The 21,040-nt window shown below is 45.3% G+C and carries 24 protein-coding genes; 16 read left to right on the top strand and 8 right to left on the bottom strand.

The window, feature by feature from the left end; genetic code table 11:
* Positions 1–3: 3 nt before the first annotated feature.
* Positions 4–1,077 carry an ABC transporter ATP-binding protein gene (locus D3D03_RS07375; RefSeq protein WP_026832472.1) on the top strand — a complete coding sequence of 358 codons (1,074 nt, stop codon included), beginning with the start codon at positions 4–6 and terminating at the stop codon, positions 1,075–1,077.
* The gene (locus D3D03_RS07370; RefSeq protein WP_026832473.1) at positions 1,077–2,030 is read left to right on the top strand and encodes an ABC transporter ATP-binding protein; all 954 of its coding nucleotides are present in this window, start codon (positions 1,077–1,079) and stop codon (positions 2,028–2,030) included. The genes D3D03_RS07375 and D3D03_RS07370 overlap by 1 nt, the downstream gene beginning before the upstream one ends.
* 44 nt (positions 2,031–2,074) lie before the next feature.
* On the opposite strand, the gene D3D03_RS07365 is transcribed toward D3D03_RS07370, so the two are convergent.
* Complete coding sequence (locus D3D03_RS07365) at positions 2,075–2,611, bottom strand: HD domain-containing protein (RefSeq protein ID WP_026832474.1); 537 nt, start codon at positions 2,609–2,611, stop codon at positions 2,075–2,077.
* Between the two features lie 219 nt (positions 2,612–2,830).
* On the opposite strand from D3D03_RS07365, the gene D3D03_RS16790 reads away from it, so the two are divergent.
* The 3 genes from D3D03_RS16790 to mecA all read left to right on the top strand — a co-directional run bounded on the left by D3D03_RS16790 (position 2,831) and on the right by mecA (position 4,337).
* Complete coding sequence (locus tag D3D03_RS16790) at positions 2,831–2,968, top strand: hypothetical protein (RefSeq protein WP_012370921.1); 138 nt, start codon at positions 2,831–2,833, stop codon at positions 2,966–2,968.
* Positions 2,969–3,142: 174 nt separating this feature from the next.
* A complete protein-coding gene (gene spxA / locus D3D03_RS07360; RefSeq protein ID WP_012370920.1) occupies positions 3,143–3,541 on the top strand; it encodes a transcriptional regulator SpxA in 399 nt (132 codons plus the stop codon).
* A 169-nt stretch (positions 3,542–3,710) separates the two neighbouring features.
* Positions 3,711–4,337: an adaptor protein MecA gene (mecA, locus tag D3D03_RS07355; RefSeq protein WP_026832475.1), complete on the top strand. Its 627-nt coding sequence runs from the start codon at positions 3,711–3,713 to the stop codon at positions 4,335–4,337.
* A 79-nt stretch (positions 4,338–4,416) separates the two neighbouring features.
* Here mecA and D3D03_RS07350 read toward each other — a convergent pair whose 3' ends face one another.
* On the bottom strand, positions 4,417–5,139 hold the full coding sequence (locus D3D03_RS07350) for an SDR family NAD(P)-dependent oxidoreductase (protein ID WP_028105949.1): 723 nt from the start codon (positions 5,137–5,139) through the stop codon (positions 4,417–4,419).
* Positions 5,140–5,197: 58 nt separating this feature from the next.
* Between D3D03_RS07350 and cls the strand changes: the two genes are divergently transcribed.
* Genes cls through pepF form a run of 3 tightly spaced genes read left to right on the top strand, consistent with a single transcriptional unit; the run spans position 5,198 to position 9,618 of the window.
* Positions 5,198–6,709, top strand: coding sequence for a cardiolipin synthase (cls, locus tag D3D03_RS07345; protein ID WP_119923241.1), 1,512 nt, complete (start codon positions 5,198–5,200; stop codon positions 6,707–6,709).
* Positions 6,710–6,742: 33 nt separating this feature from the next.
* On the top strand, positions 6,743–7,810 hold the full coding sequence (locus tag D3D03_RS07340) for a competence protein CoiA family protein (RefSeq protein ID WP_119923240.1): 1,068 nt from the start codon (positions 6,743–6,745) through the stop codon (positions 7,808–7,810).
* A 5-nt stretch (positions 7,811–7,815) separates the two neighbouring features.
* Entirely contained in the window at positions 7,816–9,618 is a 1,803-nt protein-coding gene (gene pepF / locus D3D03_RS07335; RefSeq protein WP_119923239.1) for an oligoendopeptidase F, read from the top strand.
* A gap of 166 nt (positions 9,619–9,784) precedes the next feature.
* Here the strand turns inward: pepF and D3D03_RS07330 are convergent, their stop codons facing one another.
* Together D3D03_RS07330 and D3D03_RS07325 are read right to left on the bottom strand one after the other, a co-directional pair.
* The gene (locus D3D03_RS07330; protein WP_026832480.1) at positions 9,785–10,576 is read right to left on the bottom strand and encodes a DsbA family protein; all 792 of its coding nucleotides are present in this window, start codon (positions 10,574–10,576) and stop codon (positions 9,785–9,787) included.
* 91 nt (positions 10,577–10,667) lie between these two features.
* Positions 10,668–11,243, bottom strand: coding sequence for a CYTH domain-containing protein (locus tag D3D03_RS07325; RefSeq protein ID WP_233550668.1), 576 nt, complete (start codon positions 11,241–11,243; stop codon positions 10,668–10,670).
* A gap of 105 nt (positions 11,244–11,348) precedes the next feature.
* Here D3D03_RS07325 and yjbM point away from each other — a divergent pair, with 105 nt between their 5' ends.
* From yjbM to D3D03_RS07310, 3 genes are read left to right on the top strand one after another with little or no spacing between them, the layout of a single operon-like run.
* On the top strand, positions 11,349–11,999 hold the full coding sequence (gene yjbM / locus D3D03_RS07320; RefSeq protein ID WP_119923238.1) for a GTP diphosphokinase: 651 nt from the start codon (positions 11,349–11,351) through the stop codon (positions 11,997–11,999).
* 10 nt (positions 12,000–12,009) lie between these two features.
* Entirely contained in the window at positions 12,010–12,813 is an 804-nt protein-coding gene (locus D3D03_RS07315) for an NAD kinase (protein WP_028105954.1), read from the top strand.
* 14 nt (positions 12,814–12,827) lie between these two features.
* Entirely contained in the window at positions 12,828–13,706 is an 879-nt protein-coding gene (locus tag D3D03_RS07310; protein WP_026832484.1) for an RluA family pseudouridine synthase, read from the top strand.
* Positions 13,707–13,749: 43 nt separating this feature from the next.
* Here D3D03_RS07310 and D3D03_RS07305 read toward each other — a convergent pair whose 3' ends face one another.
* Positions 13,750–14,919: an FtsW/RodA/SpoVE family cell cycle protein gene (locus D3D03_RS07305; RefSeq protein ID WP_026832485.1), complete on the bottom strand. Its 1,170-nt coding sequence runs from the start codon at positions 14,917–14,919 to the stop codon at positions 13,750–13,752.
* A gap of 144 nt (positions 14,920–15,063) precedes the next feature.
* Between D3D03_RS07305 and fabI the strand changes: the two genes are divergently transcribed.
* Both fabI and D3D03_RS07295 read left to right on the top strand, forming a co-directional pair.
* A complete protein-coding gene (fabI, locus tag D3D03_RS07300) occupies positions 15,064–15,837 on the top strand; it encodes an enoyl-ACP reductase FabI (protein ID WP_119923237.1) in 774 nt (257 codons plus the stop codon).
* A 130-nt stretch (positions 15,838–15,967) separates the two neighbouring features.
* Positions 15,968–16,171, top strand: a complete 204-nt coding sequence (locus D3D03_RS07295) for a hypothetical protein (protein WP_014970836.1) — start codon at positions 15,968–15,970, stop codon at positions 16,169–16,171.
* Positions 16,172–16,173: 2 nt separating this feature from the next.
* On the opposite strand, the gene D3D03_RS07290 is transcribed toward D3D03_RS07295, so the two are convergent.
* The gene (locus tag D3D03_RS07290) at positions 16,174–16,686 is read right to left on the bottom strand and encodes a YjcG family protein (RefSeq protein ID WP_026832487.1); all 513 of its coding nucleotides are present in this window, start codon (positions 16,684–16,686) and stop codon (positions 16,174–16,176) included.
* A 145-nt stretch (positions 16,687–16,831) separates the two neighbouring features.
* Here D3D03_RS07290 and D3D03_RS07285 point away from each other — a divergent pair, with 145 nt between their 5' ends.
* Genes D3D03_RS07285 through D3D03_RS07275 form a run of 3 tightly spaced genes read left to right on the top strand, consistent with a single transcriptional unit; the run spans position 16,832 to position 18,494 of the window.
* Positions 16,832–17,377, top strand: a complete 546-nt coding sequence (locus D3D03_RS07285) for a phosphatidylglycerophosphatase A family protein (protein WP_026832488.1) — start codon at positions 16,832–16,834, stop codon at positions 17,375–17,377.
* Positions 17,378–18,010 (top strand): phosphatase PAP2 family protein, encoded by a 633-nt coding sequence (locus D3D03_RS07280; RefSeq protein ID WP_119923236.1) that lies wholly within the window; start codon positions 17,378–17,380, stop codon positions 18,008–18,010.
* Entirely contained in the window at positions 17,997–18,494 is a 498-nt protein-coding gene (locus D3D03_RS07275) for an HAD family hydrolase (RefSeq protein WP_119923235.1), read from the top strand. The genes D3D03_RS07280 and D3D03_RS07275 overlap by 14 nt, the downstream gene beginning before the upstream one ends.
* Before the next feature lie 39 nt (positions 18,495–18,533).
* On the opposite strand, the gene D3D03_RS07270 is transcribed toward D3D03_RS07275, so the two are convergent.
* Positions 18,534–19,406: a DegV family protein gene (locus D3D03_RS07270; RefSeq protein ID WP_119923234.1), complete on the bottom strand. Its 873-nt coding sequence runs from the start codon at positions 19,404–19,406 to the stop codon at positions 18,534–18,536.
* Positions 19,407–19,470: 64 nt separating this feature from the next.
* The gene (gene brnQ / locus D3D03_RS07265; RefSeq protein ID WP_119923233.1) at positions 19,471–20,796 is read right to left on the bottom strand and encodes a branched-chain amino acid transport system II carrier protein; all 1,326 of its coding nucleotides are present in this window, start codon (positions 20,794–20,796) and stop codon (positions 19,471–19,473) included.
* Between the last annotated feature and the right edge of the window lie 244 nt (positions 20,797–21,040).

Genomic DNA, 21,040 nt, shown 5'->3' with positions numbered 1-21,040 from the left:
ACAATGGAAACTATTTTATCAGTACGCGACTTGACTGTCGCTTTCCATACGTATGCCGGGACGGTACAAGCCGTCCGTGGCGTATCGTTTGATTTGAAAAAAGGCGAAACACTCGCCATCGTAGGTGAATCCGGTTCTGGTAAATCGGTTACCTCAAAAGCCATCATGCGTTTGATTCCAAATCCTCCAGGTGAGATCACGAAAGGTGAGATCATGTTTGAAGGGCGCGATCTAGTCAAACTGTCGGACAAAGAGATGCAAAAAGTCCGTGGACGTGACATCGCGATGATCTTCCAAGATCCGATGACATCCCTCAACCCGACGATGACAATCTTTAAACAGATTGCTGAAGGATTGAAACGTCACCAAGGATTAACAGGGGACGCAGCTAAAAAACGTACACTTGAGTTATTGACACTTGTCGGGATTCCAAACCCGGAAGCGCGTCTGAAACAATACCCGCACCAATTGTCAGGTGGTATGCGTCAACGGATCGTTATCGCAATCGCACTGGCTTGTAATCCAAAAGTCTTGATTGCCGATGAGCCGACAACAGCACTTGACGTAACGATTCAAGCGCAGATTCTGGAACTGTTAAAAGATATTCAGCAAAAAACGGGTACAGCCATTATCTTCATCACGCACGATCTTGGTGTCGTAGCGAACATGGCTGACCGTGTAGCGGTTATGTATGCCGGGAAATTGATTGAAAAAGGAACGGTTGATGAAATTTTCTATGAGCCGCGTCACCCATACACTTGGGGATTACTCGGTTCGATGCCGCGTCCGTCTGATGATCGTTCGCAAGATTTACCGGCGATTCCGGGAACGCCACCAAACTTGCTTCATCCACCGGTCGGTGATGCCTTCGCACCACGTAATCAGTACGCGATGAAGATTGATTTCGAGAAAGAACCTCCGTTCTTCCCGATTACGGATACACACGAAGCGGCAACGTGGTTGTTGCATCCACAAGCACCTTATGTAGAACCACCAGTAGCCATCCGCGATCTTGCGCTGAAGTATCGCCCTGATAGCACATTCGCGAAAGCGCTTCTGAAAGGCGGTCTTAAGTAATGGAGAATCGTAATAAACTACTTGAAGTAAAAAACTTAAAACAACACTTTAACATCGGTCGTGGTCGCGTCGTGAAAGCTGTCGACGGACTGTCGTTTGATATCTATGAAGGAGAAGTACTTGGTCTTGTTGGTGAGTCTGGTTGTGGTAAATCGACGACTGGACGTTCAATCATCGGTTTATACGATGCGACAGATGGAGAAGTACTTTTCAAAGGTGAGAATGTTCACGCTAAAAAATCACGTAAAGAAAAATTAAAATTCAACCGTTCGATGCAAATGATTTTCCAAGATCCATATGCATCGCTGAACCCACGGATGACGGTCGGGGACATCATTGCGGAAGGAATCGATATCCACGGTCTTGCTAACTCGAAAGACGAGCGGAACAACCGGGTATATGATCTTCTGGAAACTGTTGGTCTGACAAAAGAACACGCCAGCCGTTACCCGCACGAATTCTCAGGCGGACAACGTCAACGGATCGGGATTGCCCGTGCACTAGCGGTTGAGCCGGACTTCATCATTGCCGATGAGCCGATCTCTGCTCTTGATGTATCGATCCAAGCACAGGTTGTCAACTTGATGAAACAATTGCAACGTGACCGCAGTCTGACGTATCTTTTCATCGCCCACGACTTGTCGATGGTTAAATACATCTCAGACCGGATCGGTGTCATGTATCAAGGTCACCTCGTTGAATTGTGTGATGCGGATCGTCTGTATGAGAATCCTGTTCACGCCTACACGAAATCGTTGTTATCTGCGATTCCACTTCCGGACCCGGAGCATGAACGGACGCGTAAGCGGATCATTTATGACCGTCCGACAGGTGGAGCGGTCGGGAAGTCGAGTGAAGACTCAAGCATCCCGCCGTTGCGCGAAATCGAGCCTGGTCATTACGTCTCGATGACGGATGCAGAACTCGAAGCATATCAAGCACAACTCGTATAAGCCAAACAAAAAAGGCATTCCTGAATATTCGGGAATGCCTTTTTTTAGTTTTCAGAAGCGATGCGCGGCAAGTTGTTGAAGCGGTGAACAACAGAATCGATTGCGTGCAGTCGTTGGACGGCTTCTTCAAAAGGAATTTTTTCATAATGATGAAGACCACCCGGTTGTTCCTCCAACGTATCGGCTTCATGGACAAGCTGTTGCAGCGGTGTCCGATTGATCGAGCCCGGCGGAAGGTAAGAATCCGTATGCAACAAGACGGCAAGGGCAATCTCCTTCGCTCGTTCCGGTTCTTCGCCAAGGCGGATTAACAATTTGTGCGCTCGCTCGGCGCCTTTGATGGCATGAATGTCATTTTGACGGTAGAGATCGTAGTTCCATGTTCCGTCGGTGTACCATTCATAATGTCCGATATCATGAAGAAGGGCCGCCTTTGTTGCTGTATCCGCATCCAGACCACGTTGTGTGGCGAGCGTCAAAGCGCGTTCGGCGACGGAAATCGCATGATTTAAACCCGATCGTTCCAAATATTTTTGAGCGATTGGATGTTCGATGATGGTAACAAGAGTGACTGACATAATGAAATGACTCCTTTCACGAGTAGGTATTTCTATACACTTTACGTGATGTTGAAGACAATTGCAACTATTTACTGAAGGGGAATCGACAATCTCACATAATTAATTGCCTGAAGTAGGAATAGAAATTAGGTAAACGTGGTATACTAAGTAATGTAGAAGATGATAATTTAGCTTTCGTTGGTTAACTGTTCTTTTTTCGGACCGAGTGAGGTGTCGGATATGAAAGAACGTGATAAAAAGAAAAAGTTGAAAAAACGCCTTTTGCGGGACATTTTCGAAAAAAAATTAAAAGAGATTAAACTCCCGAAAGCAAAAGAGACGATTTCTCAACCCTTTGATCACACACCAGCTTGCTGAAGCCACCTGGTGGCTCTGGCAAGTTTTTTTACGAAAAGTTCTTTCATCTCAAAACATATTGGGTTTTATTTTATTAAAAATCAATGTAAACTATCAAGTAATAGAATCATCAGCTGCTGCGCAACGGATGTTCGCAGGAGAAATGATGTGAAATCAGGGGGAGGATGTTTTTCAATGGTAACACTCTATACTTCACCAAGCTGTACTTCTTGTCGTAAAGCGCGCGCATGGCTTGAAGAACATGAAATCCCATTCGTGGAACGTAATATTTTCTCGGAACCATTATCGCTTGATGAGATCAAACAGATACTCCGGATGACAGAAGACGGAACGGATGAAATTATCTCGACCCGTTCAAAAGTCTTTTCAAAATTAGATGTATCGGTAGAAAATTTATCGTTACAACACTTGTATGATTTAATTCAAGAATATCCAGGATTGTTACGTCGTCCGATTTTAATCGACGAAAAACGTCTTCAAGTTGGATACAATGAAGATGAAATCCGCCGATTTTTACCACGTAAAGTCCGTACCTTCCAACTATTGGAAGCTCAGCGCCTTGTCAACGAATAATATACACCGAGCACGCTGCTTTCTGAGCAGTGTGCTTTTTGTTACCGCCTAAAAAGGTTAAAATAAAGTTAACAAAGGAATATACCCTATATGTTTGATGATTCTTTTGAATCTATGTGAAGTGCTCGTTCGTATACTAGATAAGAGCGAGAGGAAAGGAGTGGACATATTGAAAATCGAACGCGTCAATGACAACACCGTCAAGTTCTTCATTACGTACACGGATATCGAACGCCGCGGCTTTGCCCGTGATGAGATTTGGTACAACCGTGAGCGTGGAGAACAGTTATTCTGGCAGATGATGGATGAAGCGAATGAAAAAGAGTCCATCTCCTTCGAAGGTCCACTATGGATACAAGTACAGGCATTTGAAAAAGGTCTAGAAGTCACTGTCACGATCGCTAAAACATCAGTCGATGGTGAACAAGTAGATGAAGAGGAACTGGATTCCCTACTCCGTTCCGCAATGTCTGATGCGGAAGAGAAAGAAACAGAACTCAGTCAAGACGTCTTATTTGAAACAACGGATTTCGAGCATATCATTGCCCTTAGCCAATATGCAGAAGCACCTGTCTTCGAAGAACTCAATACCTCTCTGTATCAGAAAGATGGATTATACCTGCTTCATCTTCATTTCAAGGATGCAACGGAAGTGGAAGAACAGGAAAATGTCATGAGTCTGATTGCGGAATACTTGAACTTCAGTGAACAAACGATTCATCCGGTAGCTGAGTACGGGAAAACAATTATTGCGGAAGATGTCTTTACCTTTGTCCGCAGTCATTTTCCAAAGTAAATCAGCAAACGCATAACATGCCATCAAAAAGGACTGCTCCTATACGTCAGGAAGCAGTCCTTTCTGATGTAGAGATTCATCAGGTCAGCGTATAACCACCGTCGACGATTAACGTCTGTCCATTGATGTAACTCGCTTTATCGGATAATAAGAAACAGACGACCTCCGCGATTTCGGATGGTTGGGCGGCTTGACCGCGCAAATGGTGTTTCATCGCCAAGTCGAATTTATCCTTCCCGCCATATAAAGAGTGGCTCAGCTTCGTATCGACCGGACCGGGACAGATGGCGTTAAAGCGGTATTTCCCGTGAAACCGAGCGGCGTATGTTTTCGTAAGGGTGAGAAGGGCACTTTTGGAAGACGCATACGGCAACAGCATGGCCGGGAACTTCACGTGACCGACGATCGCGCTGTTATTGACGATGGAGGCACCTTTTGTGAAACGCTTAACGGCGAGTTGAATGATTTGTTCCGGTGCATGATAATTGACTTGGAACACTTCTTTTTGCTGATCGGTTACGCGTTCCGGGGCCACTGGTTTTCCGAATGTACCGGCATTATTAAAAATGCCGTCAAGCGTCGGAAACTGTTCTTTTGTGTCTTCAAAGAATCGTTCGATCTCTTCAGGCACGGACAGATCGACCGGGAAAAAGCTGATGCGTCCATTTCCGTTCGTCTCCAGTTCCTTCCCGCTCGTTTCATTTCGTCCAAGTGCGAGGACCGTATGTCCCTCGCGTGCCAATTGTAAGGCTGTTGCTTCTCCGATTCCGCTTGTTGCACCAGTTACTAGATAAGTTTTCATACTTACTCTTCCCTTCTACATAAAGTGTGTTCCATATCAAATCAAAGGAGGGGATCTCATGTTGCGGCGTGTCCAATTACTTATGACGTTACTGCTGACGGTCAGCCTGATCGGTTTCCTTTCGTATTACTGGAGTGTGTACATGGTAGGATGGTTATCCCTGGTCATCATTCTGGTCGTACTGAGTGTTTTTGTCATCATCTTACTGGAGAACCGTAATCCGGAACGAACGCTTGTCTGGGCTCTTGTCATGATGGCACTCCCAGTCGTCGGTGTGTTTGTGTATTTTACCTTTGGTCAAAATTATAGACGAAAAAGAATGTTTCGTCTGAAAGCGATGCTCGATGAAGAGTCTTACATTAAATATCGTACCCAGTTTGATCATGGTGTACACAATCAAGTGTTCAAACATGGACATTACGCAAAGGTTGTTAAACTTATTGATTCGATCAGTCGCCTGCCGATTTCGTATAATAGCCATACGAAGGTGTTGACGAATGGACAAGAAAAATTTCCTTTGTTATTAACAGAAATCCGTCAGGCGGAGCATCATATTCACCTGCAGTATTATATCGTGCGGGATGATGAACTGGCGTTAGAGTTGCAGGCTGCTTTGATTGAACGGGCGCAAGCCGGTGTAGAAGTCCGTTTTTTGTATGATGCAGTCGGTTGCTTCTCGACTGATAAAGCGTATTTTAAAAAGATGGAGGCGGCAGGCATCGAAGTGCACGCGTTTTTCCCTGTCGTCCTGCCGTTCATCTCCAGTAAATCCAACTATCGCAATCACCGGAAAATCGTTGTCATCGATGGCACGGTCGCCTTTACGGGAGGCATCAACGTCGGCGATGAATACTTGGGAAAAGATAAGGCGTTTGGATTTTGGCGGGATACTCATCTGATTGTCCGCGGCGAAGCCGTTTCCGAACTCCAATTGATTTTTCTTCAGGATTGGTATTACATGACCGGAGAGCGGTTGTTTACCCCGTACTATATGAAACCGCTTGAAGTCATGGAGAACGCAACAGGGGGCGTACAGATCATCGCCAGTGGTCCGGATGAGCCGTATGAAACGATGAAGTCCCTGTACTTTGGTTTAATTACGGAAGCAAGGCACTCTGTCTATATCGCCTCTCCTTATCTGATTCCAGATGAAGACTTGATGACGGCATTAAAAACGGCTGCGATGTCCGGAATCGATGTCCGAATCCTCTTGCCAAGTTTTCCGGATCATAAAATCGTTTTTTATGCAAGTCGTTCCTATTTTGATGACCTGTTGTTAGCAGGTGTAAAAATTTATGAATACAACAAAGGATTCATGCATTCCAAAGTCATTGTAGTGGATGACGCGATTGCGACGATTGGAACAGCCAACATGGATTTAAGAAGTTTTCACTTAAATTTTGAAGTCAACGCCTTTTTATACGGTACAAATTCCGTTCATGAATTGACCCGTGATTTTTATGAAGATTTTTCGAATTCTTCACAAGTCGAACGAAGTGTTTTTATTCGGAGAAGTTTCAGGCAACGGCTGGTCGAATCGATTTCCCGTTTATTCTCACCGTTGCTTTAAACTGTCATGCCACTGCGTAAAAGGAGGGGTAAGATGTTTGAAGCGATTGATGAACACGGAAATCGGATCAACAGTCAGCTAGAGACCGCACACTCATTGGCTCAAAAAATATTGTATTGCCCGTATTGTCGGACACGACTCCGGGTCAGGCAGGGGAAAAGACGGTTGCATTTCGTTCACCTGACCTCGTGTACGGGCGAATCAACCGATCATGTATTTTGGAAAACGTATCTGGCTGCTTATTTCCGAAAACTTTATTTCGAGGTCGAACTGGAAGCGGTTCGAGGAAAAAGAAGATTTGATCTTTTGCTTCAGCCGGGAGCGATTGGAATTGAGATTCAACGCTCAAAAATGAGCGCGGACGAATGGAAACGAAGGGCCTTACTGGATCAGCAATCCGGTTATGAGGTGCGTTGGATTGGATTTCGTGACACGGAAGGACCGATTTTTCAAATGGCTGCCTGGATGAAGCAAGCCTTTTCCGAAGACGGTTACGTCGATGTCGTTGAAAAGGGGAAGATCGTCCGTTATACGTATCCGCTTCCGTTTGCTCGGCGCGTTGCGTTTTGTCAACGTGTTCCGCTGACAGTGGACGGCTTTTTATCACCTTGCCCGATTCCCCGAAAGTTTCCCGAGCGCCAATGGGCGACGCTGGTTAAAAATTATCGGCTTCGCCCATTTTTTTCTTCTTTGCCTTCGCATTACTTGCGACACCCCCTTTATCAGTCCCGTCTTCACGTCTCTACAGTCCCCAGTTGGTGTTATCTTCCGTTGTCGACCTTGATTTCCATTCCGATCCACCCCTTTGAACTGCAACTCGCTGCTTTTCTCCGGTTGAAGGACGACTATTCAGAACAGCGTTTAACGACATTTCTTACTTCCTGCCTGACTGAATGTCATATTGCTTACGAGTGGTCTTGTTTACATGAACTGATTCGTGAATGGCAGGTGATGATTGATTTTATTAAAAGAACACTCCCGGAACTTTTTAAGCAGGACTCTCTCGATTTAGCAGGACGCTTACAGGAAGATCAAAAATTAGCAGGAGCGCTTCGTTTGTTTGTCGAAAGGGAAACAGGTATAAATGAAGTAAAGGAGTGATTCAAATGGCAGAAGTATTAACCCGGAATGATGTGAATGTTGAAGAAACATGGAATTTAGAGTCCATTTACGAAACGAACGAGGCATGGGAAGAGGAATTTGAATCGGTCAAAGCGATGCTTCCGTTACTTGTCGAGTACAAAGGGCGTCTGGCGCAGACGGATGCGATTCTATTTGAAGGATTACAGTTACGTGATGAGGTTTCAAGACGTCTGCATAAACTCTATACATACGCCCATATGCGTTACGATGAGAATACGGCAGACAGTTTCTATCAGGCGATGAATGACCGTGCCCGGACACTGGCGTCCCAAATTGGTGCCACGTTAGCATTCATGACGCCGGAGTTGTTGGAAGTACCGGAAGAAACAATTGCTTCCTACTTAGAGAAAAATCCGGATCTTGCATTATACCGTCATGCCTTCGATGAGTTGAACCGTGAGCGTGAACACGTCTTGTCAGAAGCGGAAGAGGCGATTTTAGCGAAAGCCGGTGAAGTTCTTGGTCAATCCGGAACGACGTTTGGCATGCTGAATAATGCGGACATGAAATTCCCGAAAATTAAAGGGGAAGATGGGGAAGAGACGGAGTTGACACACGGACGCTTTATCACGTTCATGGAGTCGAAGGACCGCTCTGTTCGTGAAGCCGCCTTTAAGGCCATGTACGGGACATACAGCCAGTACACAAACACGTTAGCCTCTACCTTAGCAGGATCGATCAAAAAGGATAACTTTTATGCAGAAGTCCGTAAGTTCAAAACGGCGCGCGAATCGGCTTTACATGGAAATACGATTCCGGAACAAGTCTATGACGGCTTGATCGAAGCAGTTCATGAACATTTACCATTGTTACATCGTTATGTGGCGTTACGGAAACGGATCTTAGGTGTCGAAGAGCTGCATGTCTACGATATGTATACACCACTTGTGAGTGAAGTGGAAATGAAAGTCACGTACGAGGAAGCCAAACAATTGATGATCGATGGTCTTGCTCCACTCGGTGCGGAATATAAACATATCTTAGAAGACGGTTTGGCAAAACGTTGGGTGGATGTCCGGGAAACACGTGGTAAGCGGAGTGGTGCCTATTCTTCAGGCGCGTACGATACGCAACCGTTCATCTTGATGAACTGGCAAGACAACGTCAATAACCTGTTCACGTTAGCACACGAGTTTGGGCATTCCGTCCACAGTTACTATACACGTCAAAATCAGCCATATGCGTACGGTGACTACTCGATTTTTGTTGCGGAAGTCGCGTCGACAACAAACGAGGCACTGTTAAATGATTATCTGTTAAAACGGGTGACGGATAAAAATGAAAAACTGTATCTGTTGAACAATCAGTTGGAAACATTCCGTGGAACGTTGTTCCGACAAACGATGTTTGCTGAATTTGAACATCAAATTCATGAAGCAGCACGACTCGGTCAAGCGTTGACACCTGAGTTTTTAACAAAAACGTATTATGCACTCAATGAGACGTATTTCGGAGACGGGATCGTTCTCGATGAAGAAATCGGATTAGAGTGGGCACGGATTCCACACTTCTATTACAACTATTATGTGTATCAGTATGCGACAGGTATTTCTGCGGCGGCAGCACTGACTTCACAAATTTTAGAAGAAGGACAACCTGCTGTCGACCGTTACATCAACAATTTCCTAAAGGCCGGATCGAGTGACTATCCGATTGAAGTATTAAAAGCAGCGGGAGTCGATATGACGACAAAAGCGCCGGTTGAAGCGGCACTGCGTCAATTCGAACGTGTATTGAATGAATTCGAGGCGTTACTTGGAGAATGACGAAATTGTGAATTTTTGAACAAAGGGATGGAGTTTTGAGAAAAGTTGATTTATACTAATCATGTGAAGAGGATCACATTCCCCTGTTTTTTCTCTTTTCCCCCATCCAATGGTCATGAAGATGACAAAAAAGCCGTTCCACGAAAGTGGAAACGGCTTTTTTTTATTAAGCATGTGCTGAATCTTTCAAATGACGCCAAACTTTACCGTCACAGTAAGAAAGGGAAACACATTTTTGTTGCAGCATTAATTTTTTTAATTCATGTTCGACTTGTGCTTCTGTCGCATCATAGATAAAAGCGATCTCAGAAGTTGTTGCCGTATCATACCGTCTCAAGAACTGTTCGAGGGGAGGCTTTGCCTGTTTCTCGAAAGGCTGCTCCAATAATTCGTTTAGAATGGATACATAGATCAAATATTCATAATGACCTTCGGCTTTAATTGCTTCCTCATCACCAACAAAAGCAAGCGTCGGGAGAATTCTGACATCCCAGTCGGTAACGAGTTCCGTCTCTTTTTCAAGCATCAATTGAATCGTGTCCGACTCAATGTCTCGATGGAACTCTGCTAAATCCAGACCAAATTCTGTTAAGGCTTCCGCTAAATGCATTAAAGAGGTGCGTGAATAGGCACGCTCGCCTTCAACATTATGCAACATCCGTAAACGGCGCATGAAGCGCATGCCAAGCGGTTTCCCTTGTAGTTCAATCGCTTTTAAGATCAGCAGAGGCGACATATCACATGCCGACCGGGATGGGGCACAAGGAATCGTTGCAATCGTCCGTATGCGGAATAAATGACCGTATTCTAATTCTAATTTCTTGAGAACGGGAATCAACCGTAAACCATCCGTTTGTGTGACGTCTAGAAAATGATAAATTTCCAGAGGTTTCGTCGGTTGTTGAATTGATGGTTCGTCCAATGAACAATACGATCCGTTACATTGTTCGTGTTCCATCCGTTCACCCCTTTTCTGTTAATATCGTTACCCTATTTTAGCAACGAAAAAAAAGAAAGAGCAAAGGTTTTGCTTGTACATTTCTACACGATTAGCGTGAAAGCGCTTTAAGGTCCATGAAACGGACGATTTTATTTTTCGTTTGACGTTGTGGAATACCGTTTGATTGGAGTAAATCTTCAAATGCTTGCTTACCGGTTGCATAATCGGTTACCTCAAACTCTAACTCATAATCGGTCACACCGAGATAACGACTTTTATCTAAAACAAGTAATCCTGCCTCTAGCTGCTGTTCAAACCGTTCTGTTTCAAGACGTCCTAAATGTTCAAGAGAAGCGGATAAGTTAAATTTTTCCAATTGCGATTTCATTTCGTTTGAATGAATCAGTCCGTACTGGAACAAATCTTCCGCCTCGGCTTCAGATAAAGAAACGTGTGTTTCAAGTAAACCGTCGTCTTTGGGTTCTTTTAAGGTCAAGATAAGACCTGACTTTTTTTCACGGATTCTTAGAGCGGCACCGTGGTTTCGAAGTTCAAAAGCAGGCGTGTCAAAATAGTCGTTCGCTTGCCAAACAGAAGAGCTTTCTTTGTTGTAGTGTTCCATCAGTTGGTTGTATTCCGACTCTTGCAACAGGTTTTTAAATTCAATTTCCATTTCTTGTCTCATTTCTGACCACACCTTTCTAGTTGAATGCTTGAAAATATGATACCATGAATGATGTAAAGGAACGAATCGAACCAATAATTTAGACTAAAAGTGGTGACAACAACGATGACAAAAGAAAATTGGGATTTATTTCTCGCACCGTACCAAATCGCAGTGGATGAATTGAAGGTAAAGCTAAAAGCCATTCGAAAACAATTTCAACAACGTGGGGAACATTCACCGATTGAATTTGTCACAGGGCGTGTCAAACCTGTAAAAAGTATTTTACAGAAGGCAGAACGGAAATCGATTGAGATCGACTTGCTTGATCAAGATATGCAAGATATTGCAGGTCTTCGAATCATGTGTCAATTCGTGGACGACATCATCCATGTCTTAGAGTTGTTGCGGTCACGGGGAGATTTCAAGATTGTTGAAGAACGCAACTACATCACGCAAAAGAAAGAGAGTGGATACCGTTCGTATCACATCATCATCGCCTATCCGGTTCAAACGATTCAAGGAGAGGTTCCGACGCTTGTCGAGATTCAAATTCGGACACTGGCGATGAATTTTTGGGCGACGATTGAACATTCTCTAAACTATAAATACCAGGGCAATATTCCGGAAGAGACACGAGAACGATTACGGCGTGCGGCTGAAGCCGCTTTTCTGCTCGATGCGGAAATGAGTCAGCTGAAAGTAGAGATACAAGATGCGCAAGTCGTGTTACACGAACGACAAGCGACTGAAACTAAAAATCGATCGAAAGAGTAGGGGGATGACGATGCGTTTTGCGGTTACAGCGCGCGGGGATGAACGGTCTCACATGCTTAAGGAACAATTGGAACAAGCGTTGATGGAACGGGGAAGTCATCGAGACACCGTTACTCCGGAAATCGTGATTTCAATCGGTGGGGACGGGACGATGTTACAGGCTTTCCATTCCTATTTGGATCAAGTGGAGGACATTACGCTTGTCGGGATTCATACGGGGCATCTCGGTTTTTATGCCGATTGGAGACCGGAAGAGATGGGTGAGTTGATCCAGCACATTGCGGACAACAATGTCGCGACGGTCGAGTATCCGTTGCTTGAATTATCGATTGACTATGCGGATGGTTCGACGAATCAGTTGTTAGCACTTAACGAATGTACAATCAAAAGCTTCAACCAGACGTTAGTGTGTGACCTTTCGATTCGTGGGGAGTACTTTGAGACGTTTCGGGGGGATGGGTTATGCATCTCCACGCCATCCGGTTCGACAGCCTACAATAAGGCACTGGGTGGAGCGATCGTGCATCCGGCGTTAGAAGCGATTCAAATCACAGAGATGGCATCAATCAATAACCGGGTGTACCGGACAATTGGCTCCCCGATGTTGCTTCCAAAACATCATGACGTCGAAATCCGACCCGTTAATCCGATTGATTTTCAATTGACGTACGATCATTACGCTTCGATCGTGCATCAAAACGTCAAATCGATTCGTTGTCGTGTATCGGACAAAAAGGTGAAATTCGCCCGATTCCGTTCCTTCCCGTTTTGGCAGAGAGTAAGAGAATCATTTTTAGCAGAAGAAAGAAGTTAAACGAGGTAAATAGCATGGCATTTCAATTAAAAAAAGAAGTAACTAGGGAACAAGAGGGATGGAGTGTCAGTCATTTTTGCACCACATGCCTACATATCTCCCGCAAGATGCTTGTGTCGATCAAGCATCATGGTGAGATCTTACGGAATGGTCAACATGTCAATGTCACGGAAACCGTCCATCCCGGAGATCAGATTCATGTCCACTTCCCGGAAGAACATCCTGCCGAAGATATGCACGCGACAAGTGGCGAGCTGGATGTCCTGTTCGAAGACGACTGGTTATTGATCGTCAACAAACCACCCGGGATGGCATCGATTCCCTCGCGCCTTCATCCGGAACGTTCCTTATCGAATTTTGTGCTCGGCTATTATCAACAACACAATATTCCTTATGCGATTCATATCGTCAATCGGCTGGATCGCGACACAAGTGGTCTGGTCGTCTTTGCTAAGCATGCGCTTGCGCACCACCAACTGAGTAAGATGCAACAAAATGGTCTGCTCGATCGGCGCTATGTCGCGTTGATTGAGGGACATCTTTCTCCCCAAACGATCAATCTTCCGATTGGTCAAACTGATCATTCCTTTATGGAACGAATGGTGCGGGAGGACGGACAACAGGCCATTACGCATATCTTGACGAGTGAACCCATCACTGCGTTTTCTAAGGCACTTTCGCGATTGACGATTAAATTAGAGACCGGTCGAACGCACCAAATTCGTGTCCATCTGGCAGCCTTGGGTCATCCCTTGGTCGGCGACACGATGTACCGGGGAACGCCTCTTATTCCACGACAAGCGTTACACAGTGCGTCCGCCACATTTCCACACCCCGCTACGGGTGAGCTGATGACATTCATTGCACCATTGCCGGACGATTTATCTGTTTAAACCAAAAAGAGTGGATTCCAATTTCGGAATCCACTCTTTTGCTTTAATCTTCATCAAACATCGAAATTCGTGACTGTGAAGCAATCGCCATGATCAAACCAAGACCAACCAGGTTAACAATCATCGTTGAACCACCATAACTGATGAAAGGTAGCGGAAGACCGGTGATCGGTAAGACCCCCATCGTCATACCGATGTTTTGGAAAATCTGGAATGTAAACATCGCGACATAACCGGTTACGATGTAAGTTCCGAACGGATCGGCTGTTTCCAAAGCGATTTGAATCAACCGATAGATGAATAAGAACAAAACTATCAAGACGACGGCAGCCCCAATGAATCCGTAGTGGGCAGAAATTGCCGTAAAGATGAAGTCGGTGTGGAGCTCCGGTACGGAGACTTGAAGTTTCCCGTAACCGACACCAAACATCTGACCAGAGCCGATTGCATTAATGGACTGGACCAGCTGATAAGAAAGATCATCTGCATATTCGAACGGTTGCAGCCACGCCATGATCCGGTTCATCGCATGTCCCGGGAAGAAGGTCGCCAGCAAATCGTTTTGGAAATAAAACAAGTAAAAGAAGCCGACAATTGCAACGGCAAATAAACCGAACATACTGAGCAACCATTTCCAGTTTAATCCGGACAGCAACATCGCACAGGCTAAGATGACACAGAGGATTAAGCCGATTCCCAAATCAGGCTGAATGATGATCAACCCTAAAGGAAGTAACGTAATCGCAACCATTTTGACTAACAATAACAAATCCCGTTCATGTTGGACATAACGGGCATTATGCTCCGAGATGACGGCCGCTAATGTGACAATCAAGAAAAATTTCATGAACTCGGCAGGCTGGACGGTTCCGATGACCGGGAACTGATACCATCCGTACGCTCCTTTGATATTTGCGACTAGCGGTGTATTCCGTAAAACGACAAGACCAATCAAAGAAAGGATTCCGGCGCCGTACAAGTACCAGTGAAAACGTTTCAGTTGTTCATAATCGATCAGGATGACAACGGATAGTGCAACGAAGCCGATCACATACCATTGAATTTGTTTCGCGGTGAAATTGATTTCACTAATTGCCCCTTGCAAAAACGGTTGTGCAGTATAAATCGCCAAAATACTGACGACCATCAGACAGCCGAGCAAAAAAAGCAATGTGTTATCATAACGTTGTGTAAATGATTTAAAACGGTTCATTCCATCCCTACTTTCTGTCTCTTTCTATATTACCGTAATTTATCAAAATCGCAATATCAAGAGCGATGGTTGACAGAAGCGTTACGTTTTTGTAACCTAGATATAGGTGTTATTACCAGGTACTAATTCAAGGGGGAACTCATAATGAATATTTATCCTTCGCTCGAAGGGAAGACGTACGTCGTGATGGGTGTCATCAATCAACGTTCAATCGCGTGGGGAATTGCACGTGCTTTAGACGCAGCGGGTGCTAGCTTGGCGTTTACGTACGTAGGAGAACGCTTTAAAGCACCACTCGAGAAATTGGGTCAGGAACTTTCACGTCCTGCAACGTATTACACGTGTGATGTGACGAGTGACGAAGAAATCAACCAAGTGTTCCAAACAATCCATGCCGATCATGGAAAAATCTCCGGGATTGCACACTCGATTGCCTTTGCGGACAAAGAAGCTTTACGCGGTGAATTTTCAGACGTCACGCGCGAACAATTTGCGCAAGCACTCGATATTTCAGCGTTTAGCTTAACGGCTGTCGTCAAAGCGGCAAAAGACTTCTTTACAGAAGATGCTTCTGTCATCACGTTGACGTATCTCGGTGGAGAAAAAATGGTACCGAACTACAATGTCATGGGCGTCGCAAAAGCGGCTCTTGATGCCAGTGTCCGTTACTTAGCAGCAGAATACGGGAAGCAGGGCGTACGTGTCAATGCCATTTCAGCGGGACCGATTCGGACGGTTTCAGCGAAAGGTGTCGGTGACTTTAATTCGATTCTTGAAAGTATCGAAGAGCGTGCACCACTTCACCGGAATGTCACGACGGAACAGATTGGACACAGCGGATTGTTCCTGTTGTCGCAAATGTCGAGCGGTGTCACGGGAGAAATTCTACACGTCGACAGCGGATTCCATATCCTATAATACGATTTGCCGTCTCGAAAAACTCAAGACATGCAGTGAAAGCCAAGGGAAACCTTGGTTTTTTGTTTTTCTCGAAGCCATTTTGGGAATAAGACAATAACAAGCTGAAGATGAGGGAGAGGGATGGCATATGTATCAAGTGGATTTTACGGTTGTACAATATGTAAATCGTCAAGTCAGAGTCGATTTGGAGCGGAAAACAGAACCGGTCGCTCGCATCAATCCAATTAAATATGTGGAACCGCATCATGAGGAGTTAGAAGAACAAGCAAATGCCTATGGTGTATTGCCTGAATTAAAACTTCCCGGTCGCACGTTCGACCGGGAAGTTTGATGTTATTGACCTGTAAATCGGAATGTCTCGTACACACTCCAAGAACCATTTTCGAGTTCATAAAGAAGTGCCATTTTCGTGACGTCTTCTTGGAAGCGGATATCTTCCATTTTTAAGCGTTCGAGCACGTCAAACAGCTCGACATCGGATAAATCCTGTCCGATTGTGATGTGCGGCAAAAAATCATACTTCGGTGTATGCGTGAGGTCACCGGCATGTAAATCCCGGTGAAGTTGTTCGAGTTCATCCGTCGGCATAACCTTTAAGAACAAGACGTTATTCGTTGGGTGAAACGACCGTGCACCTTGAATATGAAGTGAAACAGGTTTTGTTTGCGCCGCCACCTTGTTTAGTGCAGCCACGATCGTATCGAGCTCTGAATCGTCTACACTGATGCGTTCGCGCATCGTAATGTGTGGTGTGATCAACGCGTACTTGGAATCATACCGTTTGCGGTATGAATTCGCAAAATCCTGAATCCGTTTCGATGGAAACAAAACTACCCCGATGTTCATCGAAAATCCCCTACTTTCCCCTGAAATGATAACGCTTTACAGCATAATCATGACGGATTATCGGCGTGATGTCAAAGAAGTTTGAGGGGAGAGGGGGAATCCGTGTATACTTGTGAAGAACTTTGTCAGAGAGGTGGATTTTGTCATGAAAGAAAAAGCACATTCAAAAGAGGTTAAGCAAGCAGCAATTGATAAGTTACACGAACGGGGCGTCACGATTCATGCGATAGCGGAAATCGTGTATCAGATGCAAGCGCCGTATACAATCGAATTAACACTTGAAACGTGTACGAGTTCTGTCGAACGTGTGCTCGAAAAACGTGAATTACAACATGCGATCCTTGTGGGGGCGGAACTGGATATCTTAGCAGAAAAAGGGTTGTTATCAGAACCGCTTCTGTCAATCATCCGCAGCGATGAAGGATTATTTGGCGTGGACGAGACGATTGCGATTGGTGCCGTTAATACGTACGGTTCGATTGCCGTCACGACGTTCGGATATTTAGATAAAGCCAAAATCGGCATCATCAAAGAACTGGACACGAAAGTGGACGATGGACGCGTCAATACATTCATGGATGATATCGTTGCGGCCATTGCAGCCAATGCGTCCGGGCGGTTGGCCCACCGCTTGCGTGATAAAGAAGATTATTCAGCAGAGGAACTCGAACAGCGGAAGGGAACGTATTAAATGAAATTAAACCAGCGTGCGTTACTTCTTTCTGGGATCGCGTTCATTCTCTTCATTAGTATCGCCATTTCGATTCGCTTGACGGGTTATTTTTTATTTGACGCCCAACTATCAAATCAAATGGCAAAACAAGTTCCAGCAGATTATGTCAGTTGGTTCACTCAGCTAGGATCCGGGGTTGGAGCCGTAACCGTCACGTTAATCTTGACGTTGATCAGTTACTATCTCTGGCGTGACCGGATCGGAAGCCTGTGGTACCTATTGTCATTTGCGGCAGTAGCTGTATTGAACCAAGTCGCAAAAGCCATCTTCGTCCGAGACCGGCCTTCACTGAATGAACTGGTCGGGGGAGTGGGCTATAGTTTTCCAAGCGGTCATTCATCGATGGCCTTTGCTGTGTACGGCGGATTTTTAATTTTGAGCTGGCGGTTTTTGAATCGTACCGGGAAAATTGTATTAGGAGCAGTCCTTAGTCTGTTGATTCTTGCAATGGGGTCATCCCGCATCATCCTGAATGTCCATTACTTCTCGGATGTCGTCGGTGGATTCTGTTTTGCTGCTTTCATACTAGGATTGTCCTATGCTTTTATCTCGTCTCGACGTAAAAAGGAGCGGACGCATGTTACTACTTGATATCGATCACAGCTTGGTTTTTGATGAGCAGGTGATGAATACCTTATCTGTCCCGACATTATTAGTCGAACGTATGGATGGTCATAAACGTTTTATGACCATGCGGACACACTTACGCTTAAAACGACTCGTCGAACACAATCAAGTGATTCCCTTTACGAAGCGGACGCTTGAAATGTTTCGACAACTGGAGTTGTTCCAGATTGATGCTAAACCGAAATGGGCAATTCTTGAAAGCGGCAGTGTCTTACTAAAAGACGGGAAGCCCGACAAACGATATGAGAACTGGTTGCGCCAATATCATAAGACGGCAGACCTCGAAGCAACACTCAGCTATCTGGAAGAGATCGAACAGCTGGAATGGACGGTTTATCCGGCTGAAGTCTGGTCCGGTCGAACGAAACGACCTTATCAGATGATTGAGCGGGTCGCCGACGAAGCGGAACTTCTGGATCAACTGTTAAAACAAAATGTCTCAAACTGAAAAAAGCCCCTTGCCAAACATCGGCAAGGGGCTTTCTGATTAAGTTGGGACGTGGATCTCATCGAACCAAAAGACACCAACCGTTTCTGAACCGGCATGCGTCAAAATCGAGGAGCCAAACTGTGTGATCTCAATTGAAATCTGTGGCAATTTAGCTTGAAGGGCATCCCGTAATTGTTCAGCGGCAGGTCGAGCAAGCGTATGACCAATATAAAGCGTTTGTCGATAAAGGCCGGACTTGGCGATCTGTGAAGCAATCTCTGAAGTCATTTCATTAAAGGCTTTTTTGATCGAACGCACTTTTTTGAACGGAACCAGTTTTCCGACTTCATCAAACTTAACGATGGGTTTAATGTTCAACATGTTGGCAAGTAAAAATTGACTGCTCGACACGCGACCACTTCGACGCATCGTTTCCATATTACCGATGATGAGGTAAAAGTGTGATTGATGTTTAAACTGCTCCAAGACGGTGACGACTTCCTCCGGTCGTTTTCCTGCCTGTGCGAGTTGCATCGACACCCGTAACATTTCCTGTTGGTTGGCACCACCTGTATAGGAATCAATGGCATAGAGTTTGAAACCAACGGCATCCGCAGCGGCTACAGAGCTCGCGTACGTTCCGCTTAAGCCACTCGTGATGTGGACGGCGTAGCCGTAGTCATATCCTTCAGTCTTGAGACGTTCGTACAGTTCCACTAACTCACCGAAAGAAGGCTGCGAGGTGGTCGGGATAACGGAAGAATCGTGACGCATCTTCGCATCGAGTTCCTCGACCGATAGATCAACGTATTCACGATAGGATTCTCCATTGATGATGATGACAGTTGGTACTACATGGACACCGATTTTTTCTGCTTCCCCAGGTGGGAAAAATGCCATACTATCGGTAATCCAAGCGATCTTATCCATTAAAGCGACGCCTCCAGTAGAAATTCATTTTTTTAATCATACCATAGGCATGAAAGCGGCATCACTAGCCAATACGCTTTTCAGGAATAGAATCTTTTGAAACGTGTCCAATCGATGAACTGACGATAAATGTGATCAAAACGGGCAACAACCATGCTAAATTTTGTTCGACCAGCGGGAAAATCTTGTAGACCGCAGTCAGTGCACCCGGTAAGACTTTTAAGGAATACAGGGCACTCCACAAAGAAAAGAACGCCGTCACGAACAGTGTCGTCCGGTAGACGAGTGTTGGTTTTTTTAAGAAGGAACGAATGAAGGTCAATCCAATTAACACGATGACGATCGGGTATAAAAACATCAGTACGGGAACCGCGATGGAGAGCAACGTTTTTAAACCGACAATCGAAATGGCGAAACCGAGAACTGTCGTGAAGATGCCCGTAACCGGTAAGGAAAGCCGTTTAGAAAACGTCATCAAGTATTCGGAGAACGCGGTGACGAGACCAACGGATGTCGTCAGACAGGCGAGTAAAATGGCGACGCCTAAAATCATCAAACCAAACGTTCCGAACGTGTCATCCGCGTATTGTTGCAATAACGACGGACCATCGACAGCTCCGACGGCACCAAAACTGTTTCGTCCGATGAAACCAAGCCCTGTATAGACAAGTGTCAGTGAAACGGCAGCGATCAAACCAGCCCGTGTCACAGTCTGAAGTTGAGCCGTTCGGTGTTTTAGACCACGTGCGTGCAGTGTGTGCAAAATAATAACACCAAATACAAGGGCGCCCAGTGCATCGAGTGTCAGATACCCTTGAAGAAAACCTTGGATAAATGCATCGGTAAACGTGTCGTACCCGGGTGCCGGACGTTGAACCGGCGAAAGGGGATTGATGATACTGCTGATACTGAGTGTCGCGAGTGCTACGAGCAGCAGTGGAGTAATGAACCGACCGATGATATCAAGTAATTTACCGGGGCGAAGCACCAAGTATAAAGTTACTAAAAAGAAAATGGTTGAAGAGATCACCAGGCTAGTTTGGGATGGTCCACTCAGGAAAGGAACCACACCGAGCTCATACGTGACGACGGACGTTCGGGGAATCCCGAAAAACGGACCAATCGCGACATAGAGCGCAAAAGTCAAAAGGGCGCTGACGAATTTCGGAAGCGGGTTGGCAAGCGTGCTAATCCCGCCACCTACCCAGGCGACGGCAATCAATCCGGCTAACGGCAATCCAACGCCGGTCACGATAAAGCCGAGCATAGCAGGCAAAAATTGTGTTCCGGCTAAGGCACCGAGTTCAGGAGGGAAAATTAGGTTACCTGCACCAAAAAATAAAGCAAAAATCATGAATCCTAAAGCAAAGATGTCTTTCCGGTTCAACATATAAGTTACCTCCTGTTTTTCAATAATCTTGTCCACTATACCATTAGACCACAAGTGATGAAAGAATTTTTAGAATATTCGTTCGTCTCGTTGTCCATCCTTCTTGTAAAAAAGCAAATCCTTAAGCAAACATTCATTTTTTAAGGTTAACATGGACAAAATAAATCCTCAACCTGTCTTTTTTCAGCTGTTCCTTGATACCAAAAAAACCTGTAAGGTCAACGTTTTGACCTTACAGGTAGAG

The organism is Exiguobacterium sp. RIT452, from assembly GCF_003598705.1.
Classification (GTDB): domain Bacteria; phylum Bacillota; class Bacilli; order Exiguobacteriales; family Exiguobacteriaceae; genus Exiguobacterium_A; species Exiguobacterium_A undae.
Note: the sequence above shows the minus strand (reverse complement) of the source record. Positions and strands in the feature narration are given on the sequence as shown.

What these genes read in the sequence shown, in the direction of transcription:
- D3D03_RS07270 (WP_119923234.1), bottom strand. Translation starts at nt 19,406, where the DNA reads ATGGATAAGATCGCTTGGATTACCGATAGTATGGCATTTTTCCCACCT.
- brnQ (WP_119923233.1), bottom strand. Translation starts at nt 20,796, where the DNA reads ATGTTGAACCGGAAAGACATCTTTGCTTTAGGATTCATGATTTTTGCT.
- D3D03_RS16790 (WP_012370921.1), top strand. Translation starts at nt 2,831, where the DNA reads ATGAAAGAACGTGATAAAAAGAAAAAGTTGAAAAAACGCCTTTTGCGG.
- D3D03_RS07310 (WP_026832484.1), top strand. Translation starts at nt 12,828, where the DNA reads ATGGCATTTCAATTAAAAAAAGAAGTAACTAGGGAACAAGAGGGATGG.
- D3D03_RS07285 (WP_026832488.1), top strand. Translation starts at nt 16,832, where the DNA reads ATGAAAGAAAAAGCACATTCAAAAGAGGTTAAGCAAGCAGCAATTGAT.
- spxA (WP_012370920.1), top strand. Translation starts at nt 3,143, where the DNA reads ATGGTAACACTCTATACTTCACCAAGCTGTACTTCTTGTCGTAAAGCG.
- D3D03_RS07370 (WP_026832473.1), top strand. Translation starts at nt 1,077, where the DNA reads ATGGAGAATCGTAATAAACTACTTGAAGTAAAAAACTTAAAACAACAC.
- D3D03_RS07330 (WP_026832480.1), bottom strand. Translation starts at nt 10,576, where the DNA reads ATGGAACACGAACAATGTAACGGATCGTATTGTTCATTGGACGAACCA.
- yjbM (WP_119923238.1), top strand. Translation starts at nt 11,349, where the DNA reads ATGACAAAAGAAAATTGGGATTTATTTCTCGCACCGTACCAAATCGCA.
- D3D03_RS07315 (WP_028105954.1), top strand. Translation starts at nt 12,010, where the DNA reads ATGCGTTTTGCGGTTACAGCGCGCGGGGATGAACGGTCTCACATGCTT.
- cls (WP_119923241.1), top strand. Translation starts at nt 5,198, where the DNA reads ATGTTGCGGCGTGTCCAATTACTTATGACGTTACTGCTGACGGTCAGC.
- D3D03_RS07275 (WP_119923235.1), top strand. Translation starts at nt 17,997, where the DNA reads ATGTTACTACTTGATATCGATCACAGCTTGGTTTTTGATGAGCAGGTG.
- pepF (WP_119923239.1), top strand. Translation starts at nt 7,816, where the DNA reads ATGGCAGAAGTATTAACCCGGAATGATGTGAATGTTGAAGAAACATGG.
- D3D03_RS07340 (WP_119923240.1), top strand. Translation starts at nt 6,743, where the DNA reads ATGTTTGAAGCGATTGATGAACACGGAAATCGGATCAACAGTCAGCTA.
- D3D03_RS07305 (WP_026832485.1), bottom strand. Translation starts at nt 14,919, where the DNA reads ATGAACCGTTTTAAATCATTTACACAACGTTATGATAACACATTGCTT.
- D3D03_RS07295 (WP_014970836.1), top strand. Translation starts at nt 15,968, where the DNA reads ATGTATCAAGTGGATTTTACGGTTGTACAATATGTAAATCGTCAAGTC.
- D3D03_RS07290 (WP_026832487.1), bottom strand. Translation starts at nt 16,686, where the DNA reads ATGAACATCGGGGTAGTTTTGTTTCCATCGAAACGGATTCAGGATTTT.
- D3D03_RS07325 (WP_233550668.1), bottom strand. Translation starts at nt 11,243, where the DNA reads ATGAGACAAGAAATGGAAATTGAATTTAAAAACCTGTTGCAAGAGTCG.
- D3D03_RS07350 (WP_028105949.1), bottom strand. Translation starts at nt 5,139, where the DNA reads ATGAAAACTTATCTAGTAACTGGTGCAACAAGCGGAATCGGAGAAGCA.
- D3D03_RS07280 (WP_119923236.1), top strand. Translation starts at nt 17,378, where the DNA reads ATGAAATTAAACCAGCGTGCGTTACTTCTTTCTGGGATCGCGTTCATT.
- fabI (WP_119923237.1), top strand. Translation starts at nt 15,064, where the DNA reads ATGAATATTTATCCTTCGCTCGAAGGGAAGACGTACGTCGTGATGGGT.
- D3D03_RS07375 (WP_026832472.1), top strand. Translation starts at nt 4, where the DNA reads ATGGAAACTATTTTATCAGTACGCGACTTGACTGTCGCTTTCCATACG.